Genomic DNA, 22,487 nt, shown 5'->3' with positions numbered 1-22,487 from the left:
CCTGTTCCTTTCGGGGGCACCGGAAGGCCGGTGCATATTTCAGTGCGTATTTCAGCTAGATCATGATACCCCTTGGGGTATCAGCGGGCTGCGTGCAGCGCCTTCCCCCTACGCCCCAGTCTCCCTTAAATCCGGCCCCACAACTATCCTGCGGCGCGGTCCTGCTGGTACACATCCGGGATGCCGTCGTGGTCCGAGTCAATCCTCTCTTCCGCCTCCGTCTGGCGGTAGTGCTTATTCCGGGCCTGCAGCACGGCGGTCGCGAGGAGCGCGGCTATCACGGAGGCCGCCAGGATCCCCACCTTCGCATGGTCATCGTGGACAGTGCCTTGGCCGAAGCTCAGCTCGGCAACCAGCAACGACACCGTGAAACCGATGCCGGCCAGGATCGAGAGCCCGAAGACGTCGATCCATTTGAAGGAGCTGTCCAGCCGGGCACGCGTGACCTTGGTGATGAGCCAGGTGGTTCCGAGGATTCCGGCGGGTTTTCCGAGCACGAGAGCCAGGATAATCCCCACGGCCACCGGGTCCGTCAGCGCGGCGCCGAGGCCCGTCAGGCCGCCGACTGCCACTCCGGCGGAAAAGAACGCGAAGACCGGGACCGCGATTCCAGCCGAGATGGGACGGAACCGGTGTTCAAAGGTCTCCGCAAGGCCCGGCCCGGCCTCTGGTCCGCCGCTGGCCCGGGAACGGAGGACGGGGACAGCAAAACCGAGCAGGACGCCGGCCACGGTGGCGTGGATGCCTGAGGCGTGGACCAGCGCCCAGGTGGCGGCCCCGAGCGGCAGCAGGATCACCCAGGCGGCCAGTGCGTGCAGACCGAAGAACCGGGGGTATTTCTGGACCAGGAACGTGTAGAGGCCCAGCGGGATCAGGGCCAGCAGGAGCGGCACGGGATGGAGCTCGCTGGTGTAGAAAATCGCGATGATGGTGATGGCCAGGAGGTCATCCACGACGGCGAGGGTGAGCAGGAAGATCCGCAGCGCACTGGGCAGGTGGGAACCGATGATCGCCAGCACGGCGACGGCGAAGGCGATGTCCGTGGCAGTGGGGATGGCCCAGCCACCCAGGGCGTCGTGGCCGGCGAGGTTGACCGCTGCATAGATGAGTGCGGGAATGGCGACGCCGCCCACGGCGGCGGCCACCGGGACCACGGATTTGTTCAGCTGGCGCAGGTCGCCCGCGACAAACTCGCGCTTCAGTTCGAGGCCGACCAGGAAAAAGAAGATGGCCAGCAACCCGTCGGCCGCCCACGCGCCCAGGCTCAGGTCCAGGTGCCAGGGCTCGTAGCCGAGCCTGAAGTCGCGGAGCGCGAAGTAGCTCGCCGACGCCGGGGAGTTGGCCCAGATCAAGGCGATCACCGCCGCGGCGACCAGCAGGGCGCCACCTACGGTTTCCTTCCGCAGGATTTCGCCGATCCGCAGGGCCTCGGCGTAGCTGCCGCGTCCAAAAACCGAGAGGCGACGGGGTGTGGGAATAGGTGGCAGGGCGCTCATGGAGTCCTCAAAGTAGGGTCGACGGAACTATGCCGACCAGACTTCCCGGCGCACCTGCGTCAAGTCTATTCGCTTCCGGCGGCCCGCGGGCCGGGCTGGAGGGCTGCCTGCGGGCTGGAGGGCCGGGCCGATTTCAGACCAGCAGCTGCTGCACGAGCTCGCGGCACTTCCGGTAGGCGGGTGCCTTCGGATCAATGAGGGCAAAGTGGTCGCCGGGGACCTTCAGCAACTGGACCGGCGCGCCGGCCGCCTTGGCTGCCCCGACATAGGTCTCGGACTGGCTGACCGGCACGGTGTCGTCCTCAATTCCGTGCACGGCATATACAGGCACGCCCAGCGGCACCGCGCTCATCGGGTCCGCGAATTTATGCCGTTTGGGATACTTCTCCGACGACCCGCCCAGAAAGTTGCTGACGGCGCCGTTGCTGAGGTTGAGCCGCTCGGCGGCCGCGAGGTTGAGCACCCCTGACTGGCTGACGACGCCGGTCAGCTGCACCGCGCCGTCGTCGTCGCCCCGACGCGTAAGCTGCCGGTCCGCATCCGGGGCTCCGAGCCCGGCGAGCCTGCTGCGTCCGGCCGCCCAGACCGCAAGGTGGCCGCCGGCCGAGTGGCCAAGGGCGACCACCCGGTCAAGTCCGAGTCCGTGCTCACCGGCGAGCTCGCCCAGCTTGTCGATTCCGGCCAGGACGTCGGCAAAAGTGTTGGGCCAGCCGCCGCCGTTGCCGGCCCGCCGGTATTCCAGGTTCCAGGCTGCCATGCCGTGCGCGGCTAGGTCCTTGGCGAGGGGCTCCCCAAGCTCCGCACCGTACTGCGAACGCCAGTACCCGCCATGGATCACCACCACCACACCCTTGGGCGCGGCCACCTCGGGCAGGAAGAGCTCACCCCACTGGCTCGGGTCCTCGCCGTACTGGTACTTCTGCCTCTTCACTGCGTCCTCCTTGGGGCCCGGTGAACAGGCGGCGGAGACTGCCCCCAGAGTCACCGCCGCTGCGGCAGCGATGATAGCCCGTCGCCGCATTTCAGCCATGTGCAGAGCCTACCTTGGGCTCCTAGCGGCTCCCCGCAGGCGGGCCCCCTGCACGCCGCACGCTGACGGCCGCTCCCGGAGAGCCCGCTGGGGCCGATGCGGGAGAGCCTGCGGGAGCGCTTGCGGGCCGGTGTCGGTGGTGCCCCGTAAGCTGGGTCCATGGCGAGCAACTGGGACCGTTTGGACCTGAGCCTGCGCGAATCCGTGCAGGAGAACGTGGAACTCTACGAGCGGGTCCGGCCTGCCCTGAAGCTGGTCACCAGGGAGGTCCTGCTCACGCTGCGGACCATGCTCAAGGACACCGAGGTCACGCCGTTGTTCGTCACCGGCCGCACCAAGACCGTGGAATCCTTCCGCGAGAAGATCTCCCGCACCGAGAAACCGTTGGAGCCCGGCGGTCCCCCAGTTTTGAAATTCCCGGATCCGTTCCGGACGCTGAACGACATGGTGGGGATCCGCGTGATCACCAAGCTGCCGGCGGAAAACGCGGTGGCGGCCAACCTGATCAAGCGCCAGCGCCAGCTTTTTGACTGCCGGGGTGACCGCGAAAAGGACATCGGCTCGATCGAGTCCGGCACCTACGGCTACTCCAGCCGGCACCTGATCCTGCGGACCATCCAGAACGAGGCCGTCAAGGAGTACCAGCAGGCCTTCAACCCGGAGGTCCCGCCGAACGGCAGCTACTTCTTCGAGTGCCAGATCCGCACGGTCTTCGCGCACGCCTGGAGCGAGATCGAGCACGACATCCGGTTCAAGGCCGAGGACCCCCGGGCCTGGACCCCGCACTTCGACCGCCAGTTCACCGCGACCGCCGCCATGCTGGAGACCGTGGAAAGCGCATTCTCGGACCTGCACGAGCGCTACGAAGAGGTCCGCGGTTACTGGGACGTGGACGGCGAGGGTGCCGCGCCGCTGACGCCCAACCGTATCCGCGACGTCTGGCGGACCCTGTTGCCACACGTGGACCGGAAGGTCGATGACGACTGGGGCTGGGCCGCCGAGCTCATGGCCGCCCATGGCCTCAACCAGACCATGCAGCTCGCCGGGCTGCTCAGCGCCAACCGGATCACCGAGGTCCGCCAGGCGCTGGACCACCGCTACTCCCCCGGCCCGGACCGGCTGCTCGATGACCTGCTGCTGTGGCAGTACGGCACCGAGCACATCGAACTCACCGCCGAGCCGGCCGACGCCGTCCCGCACCCCCGCCGCGACAGCCTCCTCCGCCGGCTCAAGCAGATCGAGCGGTACCGGCTCACGCAGGGCTAGCGCGGGCAGGCACAGGCGGGGGCAGAAAGCAGCGGGTGCCGCGACGTGCCTTCTGCAACCCTGCGACCCGCTGCCCACTGACCCGGGGCCTGGCTACCCGTGGGCCCCGCTTCCGTTGCCTCCCGGCCTCCGCGGATTCTTGCCTCCGTGCCTCCGTGGATTCTCCCCACCTTGCCGAGTCTCACCATCTGGGCGCGGAAATTCCCCACCTTTGACGCCGCGACGCCGGAACACACCGGCGGTTCGGCCCGACACGCCGGGCGGGGACCTCAAAGGTGGGAAATTCCGGCGTCGAGGGCGGGCACACGAGTGGGAATCCCTGGTTTCGCCCGGCAGCGCCTTCCACCTCTCCGCGTCTCCCCACCTTGCCGGGTCTCCTCATCTCGGTGCGCAAATTCCCCACTTTTGAGGCTTCGACGCCGGAACACACCGGCGATTCGGCCCGACACGCCGAGCGGGGACCTCAAAGGTGGGGAATTTCGGCGTCGAGGGCGGGCACACGAGTGGGAATACCTGGTTTCGCCTGGTGGGGAATTCCGGCGGCGCAGTCCGGCACGGAAGCAGGCCAGGCCCGCCCAGTCAGGCGAACCGTGCCAGCGGGTTCCCCAGCCGGCCGGCCATCTGCAGTCCGCCGGACGGGTCGCTCAGGTCCAGCATCTGCTGGTTGTTGCGCAGCTGCAGCCGGTTCAGGCAGGACAGCGGAAAATCCTGGGCGAACAGATCATGCCGGGCAAACTGGGCCGCGAGTTCGGGATGCTCAGCCTGGTAGTCGCGCACGACGTCCGCGGCCGTGCGCCAGAAGTCCTCGCCACTGAGCTTGCCGTCCTCCTCCAGCAACGCGCTGAGGAACCGGAAAATGCAGTCGAAGACGTCCGTGAAAATGGCCAGGACCTTCTCCTTGTCGGGGATCTCGACCTTGATTCGTGCCACTTCTTCGGGCAGGTCCAGGCGGTCACCCATCACCACGATTTCCTCGGCGATGTCCTTCATGATGGCACGGACCGGAACGCCGTTCTCCAGGATCAGGATGACGTTTTCCCCGTGCGGCATGAACGCCAGTTCGTAGGCGTACAGGCAGTGAACCAGCGGGACCAGGTAGGCCTCGAGGTAGCGGCGCAGCCACTCCACGGGTTCCAGGCCGGAACGCTCGATCAGCGCGGAGACCATCGGCTTGCCCGCGCCGTCGACGTGGAGCAGGGACGCCATGGTGGCCAGCTGCTGCCCTTCCTTTAGCAGCGGCAATGGGCTTTCCCGCCACAGCGCCGACAGCATTTTCCGGTACGGCGATTCCTTCGCCGCAGCGGCCTCGTAGTAGCCGTTGTGATAGCCGATCGCGGCGACTTCGCGGATCAGTCCCAGCCCGCGCTTCTGCAGGGCGGCGTCGCCGAGGATCAGTTCCCGGAGCCAGTCGTTGATGGCCGGGGTGGCCTTCATGTACTGCGGTGACAGTCCCCGCATGAAGCCCATGTTCAGCACCGACATGGCCGTCTTCACGTAGCACTTCTCCGGCGAAACCGTGTTGAAGAACGTCCGGATGGACTGCTGGGCCTGGTAGTCGTCCGCCCCGATCCCGAGGTGGACGATGTGCTGCTGCGCTATTTCGGCGGCAAACGTCACGGTGAGCTTGTTCGCCCACTGCCACGGATGGACCGGCATCAGGAAATACTCCGCCGGGTCCAGGCCCTGGGCTCGCAGCTCGGCGTCGAAATGCTCGACGGCGGACGCCCCCAGTTCGGCGTCGAGGTGGTCCCGGTAGCCGAGCCCCTCGGCGGACGTGAAGACGGCCCGGGTCCGGTGCACCGCGATCCACTCGAGCTGCACGGCGGCACCGGCCTCCGGGGCGAAGGCGTGATAGTCAGCGATGCCGAAGCCCAGCCGCCCGTTGTTGGCCACGAAGCCGGGGTGGCCTTCGGTCATGCTCCGCTCGATGGCTTGGAAGTCCAGGGCGGGGTCGGCTCCGCCGGTCACGCCTGCCGCAAGTTCAGCGGCGGACGGCTGCCCCCTCCACTGCTTGTACGCATGACTGGCGAGCGTGCTGCTGATTTCTTCAAGGTAGACCGGAAGCATCTCCTCGCGGATTCCGAGGGTCTTCCGGAACTCGGTGATGAAGCGCAGGGCATCGAGTTCGGTCCCCTCCACCGCGGAACATGGCCCTTCTTCAGGCCCGGGCTTGGACATATCGGGATATGTCCCCGCTTCGAGGCGGCGGATGGGCATGTCCGCGATGGACCAGTGGTCCAGCTCCAGTTTCCGGGCCGTAAACCGGTATTCCACGGAGCCGTCGTCGCTGGTGACGCGGTACTCAGCGGGTTCCCGGGAGCCGGTCTTGGCAATGCCGGGTTCGACGCTGCCGGGTTCGGCGCCAGCGGGTTCAGCGCCCACGGGTTCGGGCGTGAGGATCCGTTCGTGCGAGAACTCCGCGAGCGCTTTGCGGATCAGGTGCCGGTTGGCGGCGGCCCAGCGTTCAGGGGTCAGGTGGGCGGTGGCGTTACCGGCGGCCAGGCCGCCCGGAGAGAGGTCGGTGCCGGCGGCCAGGCCGTCCGGCGAGAGGTCGGTGCTGCCGGCAGTCTGGACGGATTCAAGTTCAGCGGTGGTCACAGTGTTGCTCCCTGGCGGATCGGGGATGAATGAAGGGCGGCTCGAGCGCGGTGGAATGCTTCCCGCGTGCAGAAGCTGAGGAGAGCATGCTTGTCCGGGAGTGCCACCTCTCCGGCAGGCTGGAAGCCCAGCCGCTCGTTGAGGACGTGGATCTTGTGGTTCCGGGCGTCCGGCTCCACCACCACGCGCTCCACCTTGTCCTTGGTGAAGAGCCTGTCCAGGACCGTTTCCATCGCCGCTGCGGTGTAGCCGGTGCGCGGCGGACCTGCGGGCGGACCGACCAGGAGGTGCATCCCGATGTCCCCGGGCTGGACGGCGTACAGGCCGGCGAGCGGCGACAGCGACGGGAGGTATTCCTCCATCAGGAAGGCGGGGACGCCGTCGTCGAGCCCCAGCAGCGCGTGGTGATGCCCGCTGGACTGGATCTTGGAGTATTCCTCCACCACGTCCTCCACCGTGGCGGACTGCATCCCCCAGAAGGAGGCGTACGGCTGGGTGACCCAGCCGTGGAGGAGCTGCGCGTCGGCTTCGGGGTCGAAGCAGCGGAACGTGAAACTCATGCCTGCACCCCCGCCGGCTCACGGACAGCAGCAGATCGGCCGCCGCCCTGGAACCTGGCGGGCTCCTGCGTTCCGAACTGCTGGAACGCGATGCTTTGCTCCACGGGATAGATCTCGCGGCCGGTGATTTCGCGCAGGATGCACGAGTTGCGGTAGGCGGCCATGCCGAGGTCGGGCGTGATGAAGCCGTGGGTGTGGAGTTCGGCGTTCTGGACGAAGATCTCGCCGGGTTCGACGCCGGTGCTGTAGTTGCGCTCGACGGCAAACCTGCCACGGTCATCCCGGGCGATGCGGTCCAGCACCCCGGCCAGGAAATCCGGCTCGACGTAGCCGTATCCGGTGGCGAGCACCACGGCGCCGGTGTCCAGCGAGTAGTCGGCGCCCTGCTCCTCGTGCCGCAGCTGCAGGGTGTGCGAACTGGCGGCCGGGTCCCAGGACGCGCCGGTCAGCGCCGAGTGCGTCAGCAGCCGGGTGTCGACCATGCCGGAGAGGCTCTTGGCGTACAGGAGGTCGTAGATGGCGTCGATGAGCTCGGAGTTGATGCCCTTGTACAGGTTCTTCTGGGTCTTGATGAGACGGTCGCGTTGCTCCTGCGGGAGGGCGTGGAAGTAGTCCACGTATTCCGGCGAGGTCATCTCCAAGGTGAGCTTGGTGTACTCGAGCGGGAAGAACCGGCCCGAGCGGGTGACCCAGTTCAGCTGGTACCCGTGGACGTCGATCTCCTGCAGCAGCTCGTAGTAGATTTCCGCGGCGCTCTGGCCGCTGCCCACAATCGTGATGCTGCGCTGCTGCTGCAGCTCGGCCTTCCTCGGCAGGTATTCGGCGTTGTGGAGGACCAGTCCGCCGGCGTCCACAATGCCCTCGCAGGCCGCGGGGATGTGCGGCGAGGTACCGGTGCCGAGCACCAGCCGCCGCGCGTGCAGCACCTCGGGACCCCCGGGGCCGTCCACCGCCAGCCGGTACACGCCGGCGTCGTAGCTGATCTCCCGGACCTCGGTGCCGAACCGGACGGAATCCAGCTGCCCGGCCACCCACTGGCAGTACTGGTTGTACTCGGCGCGCAGCGGATAGAAGTTTTCCCGGATGTAGAACCGGTACAGCCGTCCGGTCTGCTTCAGGAAGTTCAGGAACGAGTACGGCGACGTCGGGTCCGCCAGGGTCACGAGGTCTGCCATGAAGGGGACCTGCAGGTGCGCCGGTTCCAGCATCATGCCCGGATGCCAGTCGAACGATTCCCGGCGTTCCAGGAAGACCCCGTCCAGCCCGTCGATTGGCTCGCTCAGGGCGGCGAGGCCGAGGTTGAAGGGCCCGACGCCGATCGCGGCAAAGTCGTAGACGCGCGCGTTTCCGGAGCTCATGCGGCCACCTCCGCATCTGCCAGCAGCGCTTCCCCGGTGGCCCGGAGCAGGTCAACGATGCTGCGGATGTCCTCCACACTGGCCTCGGCGTTCAGCAGGGTGAACTTCAGATAGTGCCTGCCGGTCACCGTGGTCCCGGCCACCACGGCCTCGCCGGAGGCGAAGACGGCGGAGCGGATGTCCTGGTTGAGGCGGTCCGCGGCGTCGTCGGACAGGCGGCTGCCGTCCGGCTGGAGGGGCCGGTAGCGGAACACGAGAGTGCTGAGCTGCGGTGTGGCGGCGAGCTCGAAGTCTGGGTCCGCGGCCAGGTCCTCACCCACGCCCGAGGCAAGGTCAATGGCGGCGTCGAAGAGCGCACCGACCGCCGCGGCGCCCATGATCCGCAGCGTCAGCCAGAGCTTGAGGGCGTCAAACCGGCGGGTTGTCTGGATGCTCTTGTCCACCTGGTTGGGCCGGTCGACGGCGGAGGCCGGGTTCAGGTAATCGGCGTGGAAGGTGACGTGCCGGAGCGTGGCTGAGTCGCGGACCAGCAGAGCGCTCGAGCTGACCGGCTGGAAGAAGGTCTTGTGGAAGTCGACGGTGACCGAGTCCGCCCGGTGGATCCCGTTGAGCAGGTGCCGGTGCCGGCCGGAGACCATGAGGCCACCGCCGTACGCGGCATCGACGTGGAACCACGCACCGTGTTCGCGGGCCGCGGCGGACAGCTCGGCGAGCGGATCAATGGCCCCGAAGTCGGTGGTGCCGGCCGTGGCCACCACGGCCATGGGCACGTGTCCGGCATCCCGGGCACGGGACAGGGCGCCGGCAAGGGCCGCCGGGTCCATCCGGTGCTCCGGTCCGCAGGGGACGGAGACGACGGCGTCGTACCCCAGTCCCAGCATGGATGCGGATTTCCGGATGCTGAAGTGGCTGTCCGCCGAGGTGAAGATCCGCAGCTTCTCCAAAAGGGACGGCAAACGGAGCCCGTCATTCTCCGGGTCCAGCTTCAGCCATTCCACGCTCTGGTTGCGGGCCAGCAGCAGCGCCTGGAAGTTCGACTGGCTGCCGCCCGAGGTGAAGACGCCGTCTGCATTGCCGCCCAGCTCCAGCTGCCCGGCCGCCCACGAAATGAGCTTCCGCTCGATCATCGTGGCGCCGGCACTCTGATCCCAGGTGTCCAGGGAGGAGTTCACGGCGGACAGGACGGCCTCGGCAACAAGTGCGGGGATCACCACCGGGCAGTTCAGGTGGGCCGCGTATTTGGTGTCGTGGAAATAGACGGCATCCCGCAGGTAGACACCTTCCAGCTCTTCGAGGGCGGCCGCGGTGTCCGCCAGCGGTGTGCCCAGATCCACGGCCTCGACCCGGCTCTTCAGCTCGCCGGGCGTGGCCCCGGTGAAGGGGCGCGTGCAGCGGGCCACCTTGGCGGCCACCGTCGTCACACCCTGCAGAACCTGGACTGTGTACGCGGCGGCATTGCGGGAATTGAACAGGTGGTCGGTGACATCTTCGACCAGGCCGGCCGGGGCACTGTGCCCGGTCCTGGCACCGGCTGGCACGGGGTTAACAGCCGCGGGAATTGTGGGCGCCACAGAGGAATCCTTTGTTTGACGTTAGACAGCATCTACTTAGCTAACCCTTACTTAGGTAAGCCTTAACGTCAAACTTGTGTGACTTAATTCCCGGATGACTGGGGAGAGGTGATAGTCCTTAGGTGGGTGGGGTCGCGCTTGCGTGCGGCTTAACGGTGGGCGTAGGTCAGGCAGTCAGCGTTGTCGACGCCGGGGCCCACGTGCACCTCGGACGCCTTGCACATCAGGTGCTCGTTGTGGGCGCATTCGGTCCGCTGGCAGGCGCCGACGTCGGCCAGCACCTTGGGGAGCCCTCCGTGCACGCCGATGTCGATGAACGTGGCGCAGGAGGCATGATCTTCAGCGCCGCCGACGGTAATGGCGGCCGCGTTGCAATGGGAATGGTCATTGAAGGAGCAATTGCTTACGCTGCAGTCGGCTACATGCGTCGTCATGGGATATTCCTCCGTGGTCCGGCCACCCCGGCTGGGCAACCACTTAGGTCCACGCTAGGACGCCCGACGGCAAACAAAAAGACCCAATCGTTTGACCTAATTGCGGGGCCCGGCCGGTATCGCCGCGCCGGTCAGTGGCCTGCGCCGAGCTTCCCGGCCAGGCGTTGGCGCATCAGGATGCTGGCCTCGTTCAGGCCCACGATGTCCACGTGCTTGCCGTGCTGGCGGTACTTCTCGGTGATGGAGTCCAAGGCCGCGATCGTGGAGGCGTCCCACAGGTGGGAGTCGCGCATGTCGATGACCACGCGTGCGGGGTCCAGGGCGTACTCGAACTGGGTGTAGAGGTCGTTCGAGGAGGCGAAGAACAGCTCGCCATCCACCCGGTAGGTGGCGAGCGGGCCGCCGTCGTCCTCCGTCACCGAACGCTCCACCGTGACGAAGTGGGCCACCCGCCGGGCGAACAGGACCATCGCGACAAGGACGCCGACGCCGACGCCGATCGCCAGGTTGTGCGTGGCCACGGTCACCGCCACAGTGGCCGCCATGATCGCGGTTTCGCTCTTGGGCAGCGCCTTGAGGGTGGCGGGCCGGATGCTGTGCCAGTTGAAGGTGGCGACTGAGACGAAGATCATGACCGCCACGAGCGCGGCCATCGGGATCAGGGACACAACATCCCCGAGTGCCACCACGAGGATGAGCAGGAAGACGCCGGCCAGGAGGGTGGAGATCCGCGTGCGGGCGCCGGAGGCCTTGACGTTGATCATGGTCTGGCCGATCATGGCGCAGCCGCCCATGCCGCCGAAGACGCCGGTGACGATATTCGCCACACCCTGCCCCCAGGCCTCACGGGTCTTCGAGGAGCGCGTGTCCGTGATGTCATCCACCAGCTTCGCGGTCATGAGCGATTCGAGCAGCCCCACGAAGGCCATGGCCAGCGCGAACGGGAAGATGGCCTGCAGCGTTTCGGGCGTGAACGGGACATTCGGCACGAACAGGGTGGGCAGCGAATCCGGCAGCGCGCCCTTGTCCCCCACCGTGGGAACCTCGACGGCGGCGCTCACCGTGATGAGCGTCAGGGCCAGGATGGCCACGAGCGGTGCGGGCACGGCTCTGGTAAGCCTGGGCAGGCCGAACACGATCAGCAGGCCCAGCGCAGTGAGCGGGTAAACCAGCCAGGGCACGCCGATCAGCTCGGGCACCTGCGTCATGAAGATCAGGATGGCGAGGGCGTTCACAAAGCCCACCATGACCGGGCGCGGGATGAAGCGCATCAGCCTGGCCACGCCGGAGAGGCCCAGGACGATCTGGAAAATTCCGGCCAGGATCACCGCCGCCACCAGGTAATCCAGGCCGTGCGACTTCACCAGCGGGGCAGTCACCAGGGCGACGGCGCCGGTGGCCGCCGAGATCATCGCCGGCCTGCCGCCGACGAAGGCGATGGTCACCGCCATGGTGAAGGACGCGAAGAGGCCAACCCTCGGATCCACGCCGGCGATGATCGAGAAGGCAATCGCTTCGGGAATAAGGGCCAGGGCCACGACAAGCCCGCCCAGGACCTCGGTCTTGAGCCGGCGCGGCGACGCCAGGGCGCCGCGGACCGATTTCAGCTGCTCGGGTGTGAGGGCCAGGGCCCCCGTTGCGGTGCTGGTGGCCATTGATGGCTCCGTTCGTGGTCAAAAGGGCACAGCGGCGAAGAAGGCACAGCTGCTGTCGCAGTTAAAGGCACTGCGGCAGTTCAGGAATGTGGGGGATTTGGAGAATGTGGGCGGCGTCGCACCGGGGCGGGAGTTCGCCTTTTTAGGGCTCACCCACCCCATGAACCCTACCGGCCGGGCCTCTTGCCGCCGGCAATAAATCTGACATATTTGTCTGACAGGTGGTCACGAAGTGGCCAGTCCGCGCGCCCCGGTGGCACCATTCTTGGATGCTTGAGGCAACTAAAACTCCGAATACCGCCCGGGACGCGAGCGCCGCCGCTGACGCCCCGGCCAATCCCGCCCTCGCCGCCGAGGCCAAGATCGCCCGGATCGCTGTGACCGTCTTCCCGATCCTGGTGGTGGTGGCCGGGCTCGCCGGTTTCCTGCTCCCCGGGGCGTTCAAACCCCTCGCGCCCAGCGTGCCCTTCCTGCTGGGCATCATCATGTTCTGCATGGGCCTGACGCTGACCCCGCCTGATTTCGCCTCAGTGGCCAAGCGCCCCTGGGCCGTGGTCCTCGGCATCGTGGCGCACTATGTCATCATGCCCGGGGCTGGCTGGCTGATCGCCGTCGCCCTGAACCTGCCACCCGAACTGGCCGTGGGCCTGATCCTGGTGGGCTGCGCCCCCTCGGGTACGGCGTCCAACGTGATGGCCTTCCTGGCCAAGGGCGACGTCGCCCTCTCGGTTGCCGTCGCGTCGGTCTCCACCCTCATCGCCCCTGTGGTGACGCCGCTGCTGGTGCTGTTCCTGGCCGGTTCCTACCTGCAGATTGACGCCGGAGCCATGGTCCAGGACATCGTCAAGACCGTCCTCCTGCCGGTGATCGCGGGCCTGCTGGCCCGCCTGTTCCTCAAGAAGCTCGTCGCCAAGGTGCTGCCGGCTCTGCCGTGGGCCTCCGCCGTCGTGATTTCACTGATCGTCGCGATCGTGGTGGCAGGCAGTGCCAGCAAGATCGTCGCCGCCGGCGGGATCGTGTTCCTCGCCGTGGTGCTGCACAACGGCTTCGGCCTGGGCCTGGGGTACCTTGCCGGCAAGCTGGGACGCCTGGATGACAAGGCCCGCCGGGCACTGGCCTTCGAGGTCGGCATGCAGAACTCGGGCCTGGCCGCCACCCTGGCCACGGCACACTTCAGCCCGCTGACCGCGCTGCCCTCCGCCGTGTTCTCGCTGTGGCACAACATCTCCGGCGCGATCGTGGCGGCGTGGCTGGCCCGGCGCCCCCTCCGGGATGCCGCGGCACAGGAAGCCTAGGCAGAGCCCCTCGGGGAACTGAGGGGCAGGTCCTTGGTGAATGCCAGCGCTCCGATCGTCTCCGGATCGGCGGAGAGATCGAACTGTGCCTCGTAGCCGGTGTTCAGGTAGAGGTGTTTCGCCTCCGGCTGGCGGGGTCCGGTGGTCAGGTAGACCTTCCGGTAGCCGCGGCGGGCGGCCAGCGCCTCCAGCTCGGCCAGGACGATCCGGGCGAGTCCGCGCCGACGATGCGCCGAATGCGTCCAGATCCGTTTGAACTCGGCGGTCTGTGGGCCGTGCCGGCGGAACGCGCCGCCTGCCACGGATTCACCGTTCTCGCGCACAATCAGCAGGGCCCCGCCGGGCCCGGCGAATTCCCCGGCCGGGTAGCGGTTGAGTTCCTCCGCGGCGGCTCCCCGGCCAAAGAGGTTGCCGTAGCGGGTGTCATATTCGAGCGCGAGCTCGTCCAGGAGCGGCCGGACCCGCGGATCGTCCATGGGGAGGTTGAGGACTGTCAGGCTGGAGCTGTCCAGCGGACGGCCGTCAATGGGCGTGGCGTGTAGGGATGACGGGGTCATGCCCGGTCCTTTCCGTGGGCGGCAGCCTGCGGCACCGCCGACCCGCTTGTCGCTCGATGGGTGATGTCCTGGCGGGTGGCGTCCTGGTTCTTGATGTCCTGGCCGTTGATGTCCTGGTTCTTGATGTCGCCGCCCAGCAGGGTCAGGATACGTCGGGCCAGGGCGTCGTTTTCGCGGAACGGCGCGGCGTTGGTGCCGGGCCGGGCAAAGGCTCCGGCGCCCCAGCCGGAGGTGCCGGGGCCGACGCCGAACAGCCTCTCGCGCCGCTCCCCGACCGGACTGACCAGCTCGTTGTGGGCGGACACCAGGAGCCTCCTGGTGGCGTGCGTACCGTCCGCGGTCAGGAGCTGCTGCTCGGTGCCGAGCCCGGAGGTGTGCAACTGGTGCAGCAGCGGGTTCGCGGAACGGGCCACCGACGGCGCCGGGAGCCGCGCCTCGATCACGGCTGCCGCTGACACGGTGATGCCGGCCTGGGCCGAGCGGGCCACGAACCGGCCCGAGTACTCCGCGGCGTCAATCTCCAGCCCCGGGCCAATGAACTGCAGCAGCCCGGCCCGGTGGATCGCCAGCATCTCCTGCAGCCTGCGCGGCGGCGGCCCGGAATCGACGAAGCTAAAGAAACCGTGCCACCAGCCCTGGACCTCGCGCTGGGACCGCGCATTCAGCCGCTCGGCCGGCACCAGCCGGCCCAGGTCCATGTAGGACTTGAGCAGGGAAGTGAACAGCGCCAGGGTCTCCGAATGGTCCTGCCCGGTGCGCAATTCGAGGTCGCGGCCGATGTACGCGGCTACGGCGGCCTGGATGTCCGCGTGGCCGGTGAAGGCGCGGCCGGCGAAGGGGTGGTCCAGCCGCTCGAGGTCCAGGTGGAGCTCGGTGTCCGGGACGGACTCGGTGACGAGCCGGTGGCGGTCCTGGCTGTACCAGTCCGCGGCCGAGAACCGTTCGGAGAATTCCTGCCAGCCGATACGGACCCGCTCCGGGTAGCCGGTGAACAGCTCGCGGTAATACGCGTAGCCGGCATCCTTGGCGATCAGGGGCCACAGCTGGGCGCGGAAGTCCAGTTCGCCGGGCGCATCCAGCAGCCCGGCGAGGGCCTTTGCGGTGAAGAACGCCGGCTCCCCCGCAGCATCGCCGCGAAGCGCCGAGGTGATCTTGGAGTGGTAGGGCACGCCGCGGCGGGACCCTGCCCACAGCCTCGGCTCGGCGCCGGAGGGCAGATAGCGCAGGCCGCCGTCGGGCAGCTCCTCGAACCTGCCGCCGCGGCCCTCCATCAGGAGCACCAGCAGGTCCACGAAGGCCAGGCCCATGCCGGAGACAATGACGTCCTGGCCGGCGGCGAGCGGTGAGTAGTCGACGTCGGTGGTGTAGCTGGGTGCCGCGTGGAACGCGCCGTGCCGGGCGGCAAAACCGGCCCACGCGGCAGACTCCTCATCCGGCCGCGAATCCGTATGCCCCAAGGCGGCGATCACGACGTCGGCGCGCAGCACCGCGCCGCCGGCCAACCGGACGCGGTAGCGTTCGGTGCCCTGACGGCTGGCCGGCTCCGGCCCGCCCTGCACAGGTTCGACGGCGGTGGCCGTGTCCCGATGCACCGTGACGGTGACATCCGGACCGAGGGCGGCGACGGAGCGGCGGAAAAACCATTCCAGATAGACACTCTGCAGCTGCCGGGTGGGGAAGGTCGAGCCGGTGAGGGCAGCCAGCTGGCGCCGGAGTTCGTGCGGCAGCTCCGGAACATCGGTGATGGAGCCTGCCAGGACACCGGCAGCCCAGTCCGCCAGGCCGGGGCCCTCGACCGCCGGTCCCTCGCACTGGACGGAGGCATCGGTAAACATCGTGACGTCCGCCGCGGCGGAGTTGAGCATCAGCCCGGGATGCTGCTCGTAGCGCCAGATCCTGCCGGCGCCCGGGGTGTGCGGCTCCACGACGTGGATCTGGAGCGCGCCGGCGAGCAGTTCCGGGCGGTTGGCGGCGAGGCGTTCCAGCAACCCTGCCGTGCGGGGCCCGCCGCCGATGAGGACCACGGATGGGGTTGTCACTGGCATGGCGGTCTCCTCGGCTCTGGTGCGGAGCCCTCATGCTAGGCACCGGAATCCGGGCCGGTCGAGGCGCCGGTCACGGCCGTTCACCGCGCGTAACGCGGCGTAAATCGGGGCAAGAATTCGTCGTGTGACGCCGTGCGAACCTGCGTGAACGTATGCAACTTGCCGCCTTGCTGCGCGTTTTCGCACGGCCCTAGATTGGCAGCCAACCGTACCCCCCACAGCAACTGGAAGAAGCGAGGTGGCGCATGAGTTCAACAGCAACCCCGGTGGCGCAGTCCACCCCCGGGCCGGCGTCCGCCGGCATCGAATCCGTACCCGAGACCACACCGGCCCCCGCCGGAACACCCGGCGCCGAAACCACGGACCCCTCCGGCGCAGGCCGCAGCGGAACCATCGGCAGCGGAACCTCCGGCACCGCTTCGGCGGGCCGGCAGGCCGCCACCGACTACGCCGACTACCGGCTGGTCCCGGCCCGCCACCCGTGGCGCTGGGTGGGCACCGCCGTCGTCGCCCTGGGCGTGGTGGGCATCGCCTGGTCCCTGGCCACCAACCCGCGCTGGGAGTGGGGCGTGGTGGCGCAATGGTTCACCGCGCAGTCGATCGTGAATGGCCTGCTGGAAACCCTCAAGCTGACGGCGATCTCCGGGGCGCTGGGCTTCATCCTGGGATTCATCCTGGCCCTGATGCGGCTCTCCGCGTCCCCGCTGCTGGTCTCCGTCTCCTGGACCTTCTCCTGGATCTTCCGCTCCACACCGCTGCTGGTGCAGATGCTGCTCTGGTACAACCTGGGCTACCTCTACGAAAAGATCAGCTTAGGCATCCCCTTCACGGACGTGCGCTTCTTCGAGGCACAGACCACCACCCTGATCAGCCAGTTCGCCGCGGCAGTCCTTGGCCTGACCCTGAACCAGGCCGCCTACTCCGCCGAGATCATCCGCGGCGGCATCCTCTCCGTGGACCAGGGCCAGCTCGAGGCCGCAGCCGCCCTGGGCATTCCGGCCTGGCGGCGCTCCACCAGGATCGTGCTGCCGCAGGCCATGCGGGCCATCCTGCCCACGGCGTTCAACGAGGTGATCGGACTGGTCAAGGGCACTTCGATCGTCTACGTCCTGGCCTACTCCGAGCTGTTCTACACCGTCCAGGTCATCTACAACCGGACCCAGCAGGTCCTGCCGCTGCTGCTCGTGGCCACCCTCTGGTACGTCGTCATTACCTCGGTCCTGAGCGTCTTCCAGTACTACATCGAGCGCCACTACTCCAAGGGCGCCGTCCGCACCCTGCCGCTGACCCCGCTGCAGAAGGCCCGCAAATTCCTCGCCACGCATGCGCCCGCCACAAGGGAAACCACCCAGGAAAGGGGCACCCGATGAGCACCGAAGTCCTCACAGCGGAAACCACCGGCTCCACCGGACCAACCGGGACCGCCGAGCCCACCCGGGGCCTGGTCCAGATCACCAAGGTCCGCAAGTCCTTCGGCGCCACGGAAGTCCTCAAGGGCATCACGCTGACGGTCGAACCCGGCGGCGTCGCCGTGATCGTCGGCCCGTCCGGATCCGGCAAATCCACCCTCCTGCGCACCATTAACCACCTGGAGAAGGTCGACGCCGGGTTCATCGCGATCGACGGCACACTGGTGGGCTATGAGGTCCGCGGCCACCGCCTGCACGAGCTGCGCGAAAAAGAGATCCTGAAGCAGCGCACCGAGATCGGCATGGTGTTCCAGAACTTCAACCTGTTCCCGCACCTGACCGCACTGGAAAACGTCACCGAGGCGCCCGTCGTCGCGCCGCGGGCCGGAAAGCCCCGGCTGACCAAGGCCGAGGCCCGCGAACGCGGGCTGGAACTGCTGGACCGGGTGGGCTTGAAGGACCGGGCCGGCGCCTACCCGCGCCAGCTTTCCGGCGGCCAGCAGCAACGCGTCGCGATCGCCCGGGCACTTGCCCTGGACCCCAAGATCCTGCTCTTCGACGAGCCCACCTCGGCCCTGGACCCGGAACTGGTCAACGAGGTCCTGGACGTCATCCGCGGGCTCGCCAAGTCCGGCACCACGCTGATCATCGTCACGCACGAGATGGGCTTCGCCCGCGACGTCGCCGACACCGTGGTGTTCATGGACCAGGGCCAGATCGTCGAGCAAGGCACGCCCAAAGAGATTTTCACCAACCCGCGGGAAGAGCGCACCCGGAGCTTCTTCTCCAAAGTGATCGAACCCGCTTTCAACATCTAAGGAACATCCATGGCAATCCGCACCGCCCTCCGCTCCGCCCGCCCCAGTACTGGTCCCCGGCGGAAGCGTGCGGCGCTTCCCGCCGTCGTCCTGATCGGCACCCTTTCCGGCACGCTGGCGCTGAGCGCCTGCGCCGATCCCGGAGCCTCCGCCGCTGCAGGCGGTCAGCCGGCAACGACGGCGGCACGCAACGGCGTCGTCTACAACACCTCACCGGACCAGCAGCGGATCCGGGCGGAGAAGGATGCGGCCCTGGCCGCCGAGGTGCCCGAGCTGATCGGCAAGGACGGCAAGCTGACCGTGGCCACCACCGCGGGCGCCATTCCGTTGTCCTTCCACGCCACGGACGACAAGACCCCGATCGGCGTCGAAGTGGACCTGGCCCAGCTGGTCGCGGACAAGCTGGGCCTGGCGCTGGATGTCCAGGTGACCTCCTGGGAGAACTGGCCGCTGAAGACCCAGTCCGGCGACTTCGAGGTCGTGTTCTCCAACGTGGGCATCAACGCCGCACGGGTGAAGCTCTTCGACTTCTCCAGCTACCGCGCCGCGTACATGGGCTTCGAGGCCAAGAAGAGCTCCGGCTACAACATCAAGGGCTCCGATGACATTTCCGGCCTGAAGATCTCGGTGGGATCGGGCACCAACCAGGAGAAGATCCTGATCGCCTGGAACAAGGAGCTCGAGGCCAAGGGCAAGGCACCGGCGGCGCTGCAGTACTACTCCTCGGACGCGGACACCATCCTGGCCCTGTCCTCCGGGCGCACCGACCTGAACCTCGCGCCCTACCCGTCCGTCACGTACCGCGAAAACACCCGGGACGACCTCAAGGTGGTGGGCAAGGTCAACGCCGGCTGGCCGTCCGAGACCCTGGTCGCGGCCACCACGCTGAAGGGCAACGGCCTGGCCCCGGCCATCACGGACGCGCTGAACTCCGCGATCAAGGACGGCTCCTACGCCAAGGTCCTGGACCGCTGGGGACTCTCCGAGGAAGCCCTTCCGGAGTCCAAGACGGTCACAGAGGCCAACTTCGGGACTGCCCAGGCGGGGAAAACCAAGTGAAGTTCCAGGTCCTCGACATCATCCCGCACCTGAAGAACCCCATCACCGGGGAAATCGTCTCCACCGCGGACCGGCTCAACCAGGTGGTGGAGACCGCGCGCCGGGCCGAGGAACTCGGCTACGACAGCTTCTCGGTGGGGGAACGCCATGCGGGCGAGTTCATCTCATCCTCCCCCACCACCGTGCTGGCAGCCATCGCCGCGGTCACCACCAAAATCCGGCTCCAAAGCGGCGTGACTGTGCTCTCCGTGCTGGATCCGGTGCGGGTCGCGGAGGACTACGCCACGATCGACCAGCTCAGCCGCGGCCGGCTGGAACTGGTGATCGGCAAGGGCAATGAGGTGCTGCAGTACCCGCTGTTCGGCCTGGACCTGGCGGACCAGTGGGAGCTCCTGGCGGAAAAGTACGGGCTGCTTCGGCGGCTCTGGACCGAGGAGAACGTCACGTGGTCCGGGAGGTTCCGCTCCGCGCTGACCGAGCCCACCACCACCACGCCGCGGCCCTTTGCCGGAGCGCCCCGGGTGTGGCACGGATCCGCCACCAGCCTGGCCTCGGCGGCCCTGGCGGCACAGTGGGGCGATCCGCTGTTCACTGCCAACGCGATCCAGCCCCGCGAGAACTACAAGGTTCTGATCGATCACTACCGCGAAGAATACGACCGCCACGGCCACGATCCCCGGCACCAGTACCTGGGCTCCGGCTCCGGCGCGGGCGGGGTGTTCCTCGCGGACACCACGCAGGAGGCCAAGCGGCAGTTCGGCCCGGTCTACGAGGCGCTCACGACCGGGCGGAATGTTCCCGGCAACAACTCCCCCTACCGGGACATCGACCACGCGGTCGCCGAAGGTCCGGCCCTGGTGGGCAGCCCGGAGCAGGTGATCGAGAAGATCCTCAGCTACCACGCGCTCTACGGCCACGACCTGCAGTCGATCTCCCTGCCCACCACCCTGCCCTTCGGCCAGCAGCTGGACATCCTGGAGCGCTTCGCCCTCGAGGTCATTCCGGCCGTCCGCGCCGCAGCGCCGACCACGCTGTGGGCCGACGGCGACCCGTACGCCGGCCGTCCGGAGGCAGCCGGCTCAACCGAACCCGACGCCGCGACCCGCGTCGCCGCCGACCACAACAAGCACAGGAGCTCCCATGTCTACACCCACTGACACCGACGGCCGCTCTGACCTGGAATTCCCGGGCGCCGGTACCCCGGAGAGCCGGACCATTCCCGGCAGCAGCGCCGAGCGGGAATTCGAAGCCGACTGGGAATTCGAAGCCGCCCGTGCATTCGAAGCCGTCTGGGCGGACTGGCACGCCGCCCACGAACGGCACCGCGCCGACCCCCACGGCTTCCTCGCCGTCACGCACCTGCACTGGCTGGACTCCGCTCCCGCCCGGCTGGACGGCGCGCCGGGCACGTGGAGCGTTGAGGACGACGCCGTCCGCCTGGTTTTGGGGGCAGGCGAACGCGTCCTCCGCGACGGGCAGGAACTGAATCCCGATGGGACCGGGGCCACGGTGATCCTCGGCCCGGTTCCCGAGCGAGAGGGCCTGAATCTGCGCGTGGAGGACGACGGCGCCGGGCACACGGTGATCGAGCTCGCCAAACGCGGCGGCCGCTATGTAGTGCGGCCGCGACATCCCCTGAACCCCTTGCTCACCGGCTACCGCGGCACGCCGACCTACGCCCCCAGCACCGAATATGCCGTTTCCGGAATATTTGTTCCGTTCGCCGAACCACGCGCTACCACCGTGGGCGCGGCGGTCGAGGGAATCCAGCACGTCTACGAGGCGCCGGGGGAAATCCGCTTCCGGCTGCACGGTGAGGACCTAAGCCTCACCGCCTTCAACGGCCACGCACCGGGCACGCTGTCCGTGCTGTTCACGGACGCGACGTCGGGCAAGACCACCTATGCGGCCAACCGCTCGCTCACGGTGCCGGCACCGGGCGCCGACGGCACGGTCCTGCTCGACTTCAACCGGGCCGTGAACCTGCCGTGCGCCTACACGGACCTCGCCACGTGCCCGCTGCCGCCGGCCGAGAACCGCCTGTCGGTGGCCATCGAAGCCGGCGAACAGATCCCCTACGAACGTCAGGACCCCTCATGAGCACCCCGCCCACCAAAAACGAGCCCCGGGGTCGCGGCCTCCTTCTGCTGGAGCTGGACGGCGCCGGCAGCCACCCGTCCGCGTGGCGGTTTTCCCGCACGGCGCCCGCCTCCGTGTTGACCCCGGAACACCTCCGCGGCACCGTCCTCGCCGCCGAGTCTGCCGGGTTCCACGCGGCGACATTTTCCGACCCCGGCCTTCCGGAAGCCTTGCCGGGCCACCCCGGCCTGCCGGAACCCTTGCCGGCGGGCCAGGCCGAGCCCGGCCTGCCCGACCAGCGTCCCGACACGGCTGCCCGGCTCAACGCCCTGCAGCGCGCCGCGTTCGCCGGTCCCGTGACGCGCTCCCTCGCCCTCATTCCGGAGGTGGACACGGTTTACACGGAGCCATTCCACGTCTCAACCCAGCTGGCCAGCCTGGACTACGTTTCCGGCGGCCGGGCGGGCTGGCTGGTGGCCTCCTCCACCAGCGCCGCCGATGCCGCCGCCGTCGGACGGGACACTGTGCGCGGGGACGGGCTCGGACGGGAGGCCGCCGATTCGATCGAGGTCAGCCGCGGGCTCTGGGACTCCTGGGAGGACGACGCCGTGATCCGTGACGTCGCCACCGGGCGCTACCTCGACGTCGACAAGCTGCACTACATCGACGTCGACAACGGCAACTATTCCGTCAAGGGACCGTCGATCATTCCGCGGCCGCTCCAGGGCCAGCTTCCGGTGCTGGCCCCGGCCGGGCTTCTCAGCCCGGAGGCAGTCGCGGCCGGGGCAGCCGATGCGCTCCTGGTCTCGGCCCCGGCTCCCGAGCTGCTGGCCGCCGAGCTCGCGGAGACGCGGGCAGGACTCGCCGCCGGCGGGAGCGAGCCTGCGCTGATCGCCGAGCTCGACGTCGTGCTGGACTCCCGCGGCCTGGCCGCCGCCGACAGGCTGGCCGGACTGGACAGCCACGCGGTGTGGCAAAGCCCGCGGGCGCGGTTCGTCGGAACGGCGGCCGAGCTGACCGAACTGCTCACCGAGGTGCTGGCCTGGGCCGACGGCGTCCGGCTGCACCCGGCCGTGCTGGACACGGATATCGAGGAACTCTCGCAGCGCGTGCTGCCTGAGCTGCGCCGGCGCGGGCTCCTGGCCGCCAACACCCCGGACGCCACCTTCCGCGATCAGCTGGGGCTGGCGCGGCCCGCCAGCCGCTATGCCGCCGGGGCAAGTGCCGCAACCAGCGCCGGCCAGGAAAACTAAGGAG

General features: G+C 68.2%; 18 protein-coding genes. 8 read left to right on the top strand and 10 right to left on the bottom strand.

What is annotated here, in order from left to right; genetic code table 11:
• Window positions 1–143: 143 nt before the first annotated feature.
• Entirely contained in the window at window positions 144–1,496 is a 1,353-nt protein-coding gene (gene nhaA / locus AC1DEY_RS03960; RefSeq protein ID WP_476866859.1) for a Na+/H+ antiporter NhaA, read from the bottom strand.
• Window positions 1,497–1,629: 133 nt separating this feature from the next.
• Window positions 1,630–2,427, bottom strand: coding sequence for an alpha/beta hydrolase (locus AC1DEY_RS03955; protein ID WP_476866858.1), 798 nt, complete (start codon window positions 2,425–2,427; stop codon window positions 1,630–1,632).
• Window positions 2,428–2,685: 258 nt separating this feature from the next.
• On the opposite strand from AC1DEY_RS03955, the gene AC1DEY_RS03950 reads away from it, so the two are divergent.
• On the top strand, window positions 2,686–3,792 hold the full coding sequence (locus tag AC1DEY_RS03950) for a GTP pyrophosphokinase (protein WP_441408284.1): 1,107 nt from the start codon (window positions 2,686–2,688) through the stop codon (window positions 3,790–3,792).
• Window positions 3,793–4,371: 579 nt separating this feature from the next.
• Here the strand turns inward: AC1DEY_RS03950 and AC1DEY_RS03945 are convergent.
• From AC1DEY_RS03945 to AC1DEY_RS03920, 6 genes are all read right to left on the bottom strand, one after another.
• Window positions 4,372–6,327 carry an IucA/IucC family protein gene (locus AC1DEY_RS03945; RefSeq protein WP_476867074.1) on the bottom strand — a complete coding sequence of 652 codons (1,956 nt, stop codon included), beginning with the start codon at window positions 6,325–6,327 and terminating at the stop codon, window positions 4,372–4,374.
• Between the two features lie 59 nt (window positions 6,328–6,386).
• A complete protein-coding gene (locus AC1DEY_RS03940) occupies window positions 6,387–6,950 on the bottom strand; it encodes a GNAT family N-acetyltransferase (RefSeq protein WP_476866857.1) in 564 nt (187 codons plus the stop codon).
• On the bottom strand, window positions 6,947–8,308 hold the full coding sequence (locus tag AC1DEY_RS03935) for a lysine N(6)-hydroxylase/L-ornithine N(5)-oxygenase family protein (RefSeq protein ID WP_476866856.1): 1,362 nt from the start codon (window positions 8,306–8,308) through the stop codon (window positions 6,947–6,949). Before AC1DEY_RS03935 ends, AC1DEY_RS03940 begins: the two co-directional genes overlap by 4 nt.
• Window positions 8,305–9,846: a pyridoxal phosphate-dependent decarboxylase family protein gene (locus tag AC1DEY_RS03930; RefSeq protein WP_476867073.1), complete on the bottom strand. Its 1,542-nt coding sequence runs from the start codon at window positions 9,844–9,846 to the stop codon at window positions 8,305–8,307. Before AC1DEY_RS03930 ends, AC1DEY_RS03935 begins: the two co-directional genes overlap by 4 nt.
• A gap of 182 nt (window positions 9,847–10,028) precedes the next feature.
• Entirely contained in the window at window positions 10,029–10,313 is a 285-nt protein-coding gene (locus tag AC1DEY_RS03925) for a DUF1540 domain-containing protein (RefSeq protein ID WP_476866855.1), read from the bottom strand.
• A 131-nt stretch (window positions 10,314–10,444) separates the two neighbouring features.
• Window positions 10,445–11,968 (bottom strand): SulP family inorganic anion transporter, encoded by a 1,524-nt coding sequence (locus AC1DEY_RS03920; protein WP_476866854.1) that lies wholly within the window; start codon window positions 11,966–11,968, stop codon window positions 10,445–10,447.
• A 269-nt stretch (window positions 11,969–12,237) separates the two neighbouring features.
• Between AC1DEY_RS03920 and AC1DEY_RS03915 the strand changes: the two genes are divergently transcribed.
• On the top strand, window positions 12,238–13,263 hold the full coding sequence (locus AC1DEY_RS03915; protein WP_476866853.1) for a bile acid:sodium symporter family protein: 1,026 nt from the start codon (window positions 12,238–12,240) through the stop codon (window positions 13,261–13,263).
• Here AC1DEY_RS03915 and AC1DEY_RS03910 read toward each other — a convergent pair.
• Both AC1DEY_RS03910 and AC1DEY_RS03905 read right to left on the bottom strand, forming a co-directional pair.
• On the bottom strand, window positions 13,260–13,820 hold the full coding sequence (locus tag AC1DEY_RS03910) for a GNAT family N-acetyltransferase (RefSeq protein ID WP_476866852.1): 561 nt from the start codon (window positions 13,818–13,820) through the stop codon (window positions 13,260–13,262). The genes AC1DEY_RS03915 and AC1DEY_RS03910 overlap by 4 nt on opposite strands.
• Window positions 13,817–15,865: an FAD/NAD(P)-binding protein gene (locus tag AC1DEY_RS03905; RefSeq protein WP_476866851.1), complete on the bottom strand. Its 2,049-nt coding sequence runs from the start codon at window positions 15,863–15,865 to the stop codon at window positions 13,817–13,819. Before AC1DEY_RS03905 ends, AC1DEY_RS03910 begins: the two co-directional genes overlap by 4 nt.
• 245 nt (window positions 15,866–16,110) lie before the next feature.
• On the opposite strand from AC1DEY_RS03905, the gene AC1DEY_RS03900 reads away from it, so the two are divergent.
• Genes AC1DEY_RS03900 through AC1DEY_RS03875 form a run of 6 tightly spaced genes read left to right on the top strand, consistent with a single transcriptional unit; the run spans window position 16,111 to window position 22,483 of the window.
• On the top strand, window positions 16,111–17,235 hold the full coding sequence (locus tag AC1DEY_RS03900; protein ID WP_476866850.1) for an amino acid ABC transporter permease: 1,125 nt from the start codon (window positions 16,111–16,113) through the stop codon (window positions 17,233–17,235).
• On the top strand, window positions 17,232–18,092 hold the full coding sequence (locus AC1DEY_RS03895; RefSeq protein ID WP_476866849.1) for an amino acid ABC transporter ATP-binding protein: 861 nt from the start codon (window positions 17,232–17,234) through the stop codon (window positions 18,090–18,092). Before AC1DEY_RS03900 ends, AC1DEY_RS03895 begins: the two co-directional genes overlap by 4 nt.
• 9 nt (window positions 18,093–18,101) lie before the next feature.
• Complete coding sequence (locus AC1DEY_RS03890) at window positions 18,102–19,151, top strand: ABC transporter substrate-binding protein (protein WP_476866848.1); 1,050 nt, start codon at window positions 18,102–18,104, stop codon at window positions 19,149–19,151.
• Entirely contained in the window at window positions 19,148–20,308 is a 1,161-nt protein-coding gene (locus tag AC1DEY_RS03885) for an LLM class flavin-dependent oxidoreductase (protein ID WP_476866847.1), read from the top strand. Before AC1DEY_RS03890 ends, AC1DEY_RS03885 begins: the two co-directional genes overlap by 4 nt.
• Window positions 20,292–21,251, top strand: a complete 960-nt coding sequence (locus tag AC1DEY_RS03880; RefSeq protein ID WP_476866846.1) for a DUF1684 domain-containing protein — start codon at window positions 20,292–20,294, stop codon at window positions 21,249–21,251. Before AC1DEY_RS03885 ends, AC1DEY_RS03880 begins: the two co-directional genes overlap by 17 nt.
• Window positions 21,248–22,483: an LLM class flavin-dependent oxidoreductase gene (locus AC1DEY_RS03875; RefSeq protein WP_476866845.1), complete on the top strand. Its 1,236-nt coding sequence runs from the start codon at window positions 21,248–21,250 to the stop codon at window positions 22,481–22,483. The genes AC1DEY_RS03880 and AC1DEY_RS03875 overlap by 4 nt, the downstream gene beginning before the upstream one ends.
• Window positions 22,484–22,487 lie beyond the last annotated feature (4 nt).

This window comes from Arthrobacter sp. 05T47 (assembly GCF_056395825.1).
Note: the sequence above shows the minus strand (reverse complement) of the source record. Positions and strands in the feature narration are given on the sequence as shown.

Excerpts from the sequence above, each read along its gene's own strand:
- nhaA (WP_476866859.1), bottom strand. The coding sequence starts at position 1,496 with ATGAGCGCCCTGCCACCTATTCCCACACCCCGTCGCCTCTCGGTTTTT.
- AC1DEY_RS03950 (WP_441408284.1), top strand. The coding sequence starts at position 2,686 with ATGGCGAGCAACTGGGACCGTTTGGACCTGAGCCTGCGCGAATCCGTG.
- AC1DEY_RS03940 (WP_476866857.1), bottom strand. The coding sequence starts at position 6,950 with ATGAGTTTCACGTTCCGCTGCTTCGACCCCGAAGCCGACGCGCAGCTC.
- AC1DEY_RS03935 (WP_476866856.1), bottom strand. The coding sequence starts at position 8,308 with ATGAGCTCCGGAAACGCGCGCGTCTACGACTTTGCCGCGATCGGCGTC.
- AC1DEY_RS03925 (WP_476866855.1), bottom strand. The coding sequence starts at position 10,313 with ATGACGACGCATGTAGCCGACTGCAGCGTAAGCAATTGCTCCTTCAAT.
- AC1DEY_RS03920 (WP_476866854.1), bottom strand. The coding sequence starts at position 11,968 with ATGGCCACCAGCACCGCAACGGGGGCCCTGGCCCTCACACCCGAGCAG.
- AC1DEY_RS03915 (WP_476866853.1), top strand. The coding sequence starts at position 12,238 with ATGCTTGAGGCAACTAAAACTCCGAATACCGCCCGGGACGCGAGCGCC.
- AC1DEY_RS03910 (WP_476866852.1), bottom strand. The coding sequence starts at position 13,820 with ATGACCCCGTCATCCCTACACGCCACGCCCATTGACGGCCGTCCGCTG.
- AC1DEY_RS03905 (WP_476866851.1), bottom strand. The coding sequence starts at position 15,865 with ATGCCAGTGACAACCCCATCCGTGGTCCTCATCGGCGGCGGGCCCCGC.
- AC1DEY_RS03900 (WP_476866850.1), top strand. The coding sequence starts at position 16,111 with ATGAGTTCAACAGCAACCCCGGTGGCGCAGTCCACCCCCGGGCCGGCG.
- AC1DEY_RS03895 (WP_476866849.1), top strand. The coding sequence starts at position 17,232 with ATGAGCACCGAAGTCCTCACAGCGGAAACCACCGGCTCCACCGGACCA.
- AC1DEY_RS03890 (WP_476866848.1), top strand. The coding sequence starts at position 18,102 with ATGGCAATCCGCACCGCCCTCCGCTCCGCCCGCCCCAGTACTGGTCCC.
- AC1DEY_RS03880 (WP_476866846.1), top strand. The coding sequence starts at position 20,292 with ATGTCTACACCCACTGACACCGACGGCCGCTCTGACCTGGAATTCCCG.
- AC1DEY_RS03875 (WP_476866845.1), top strand. The coding sequence starts at position 21,248 with ATGAGCACCCCGCCCACCAAAAACGAGCCCCGGGGTCGCGGCCTCCTT.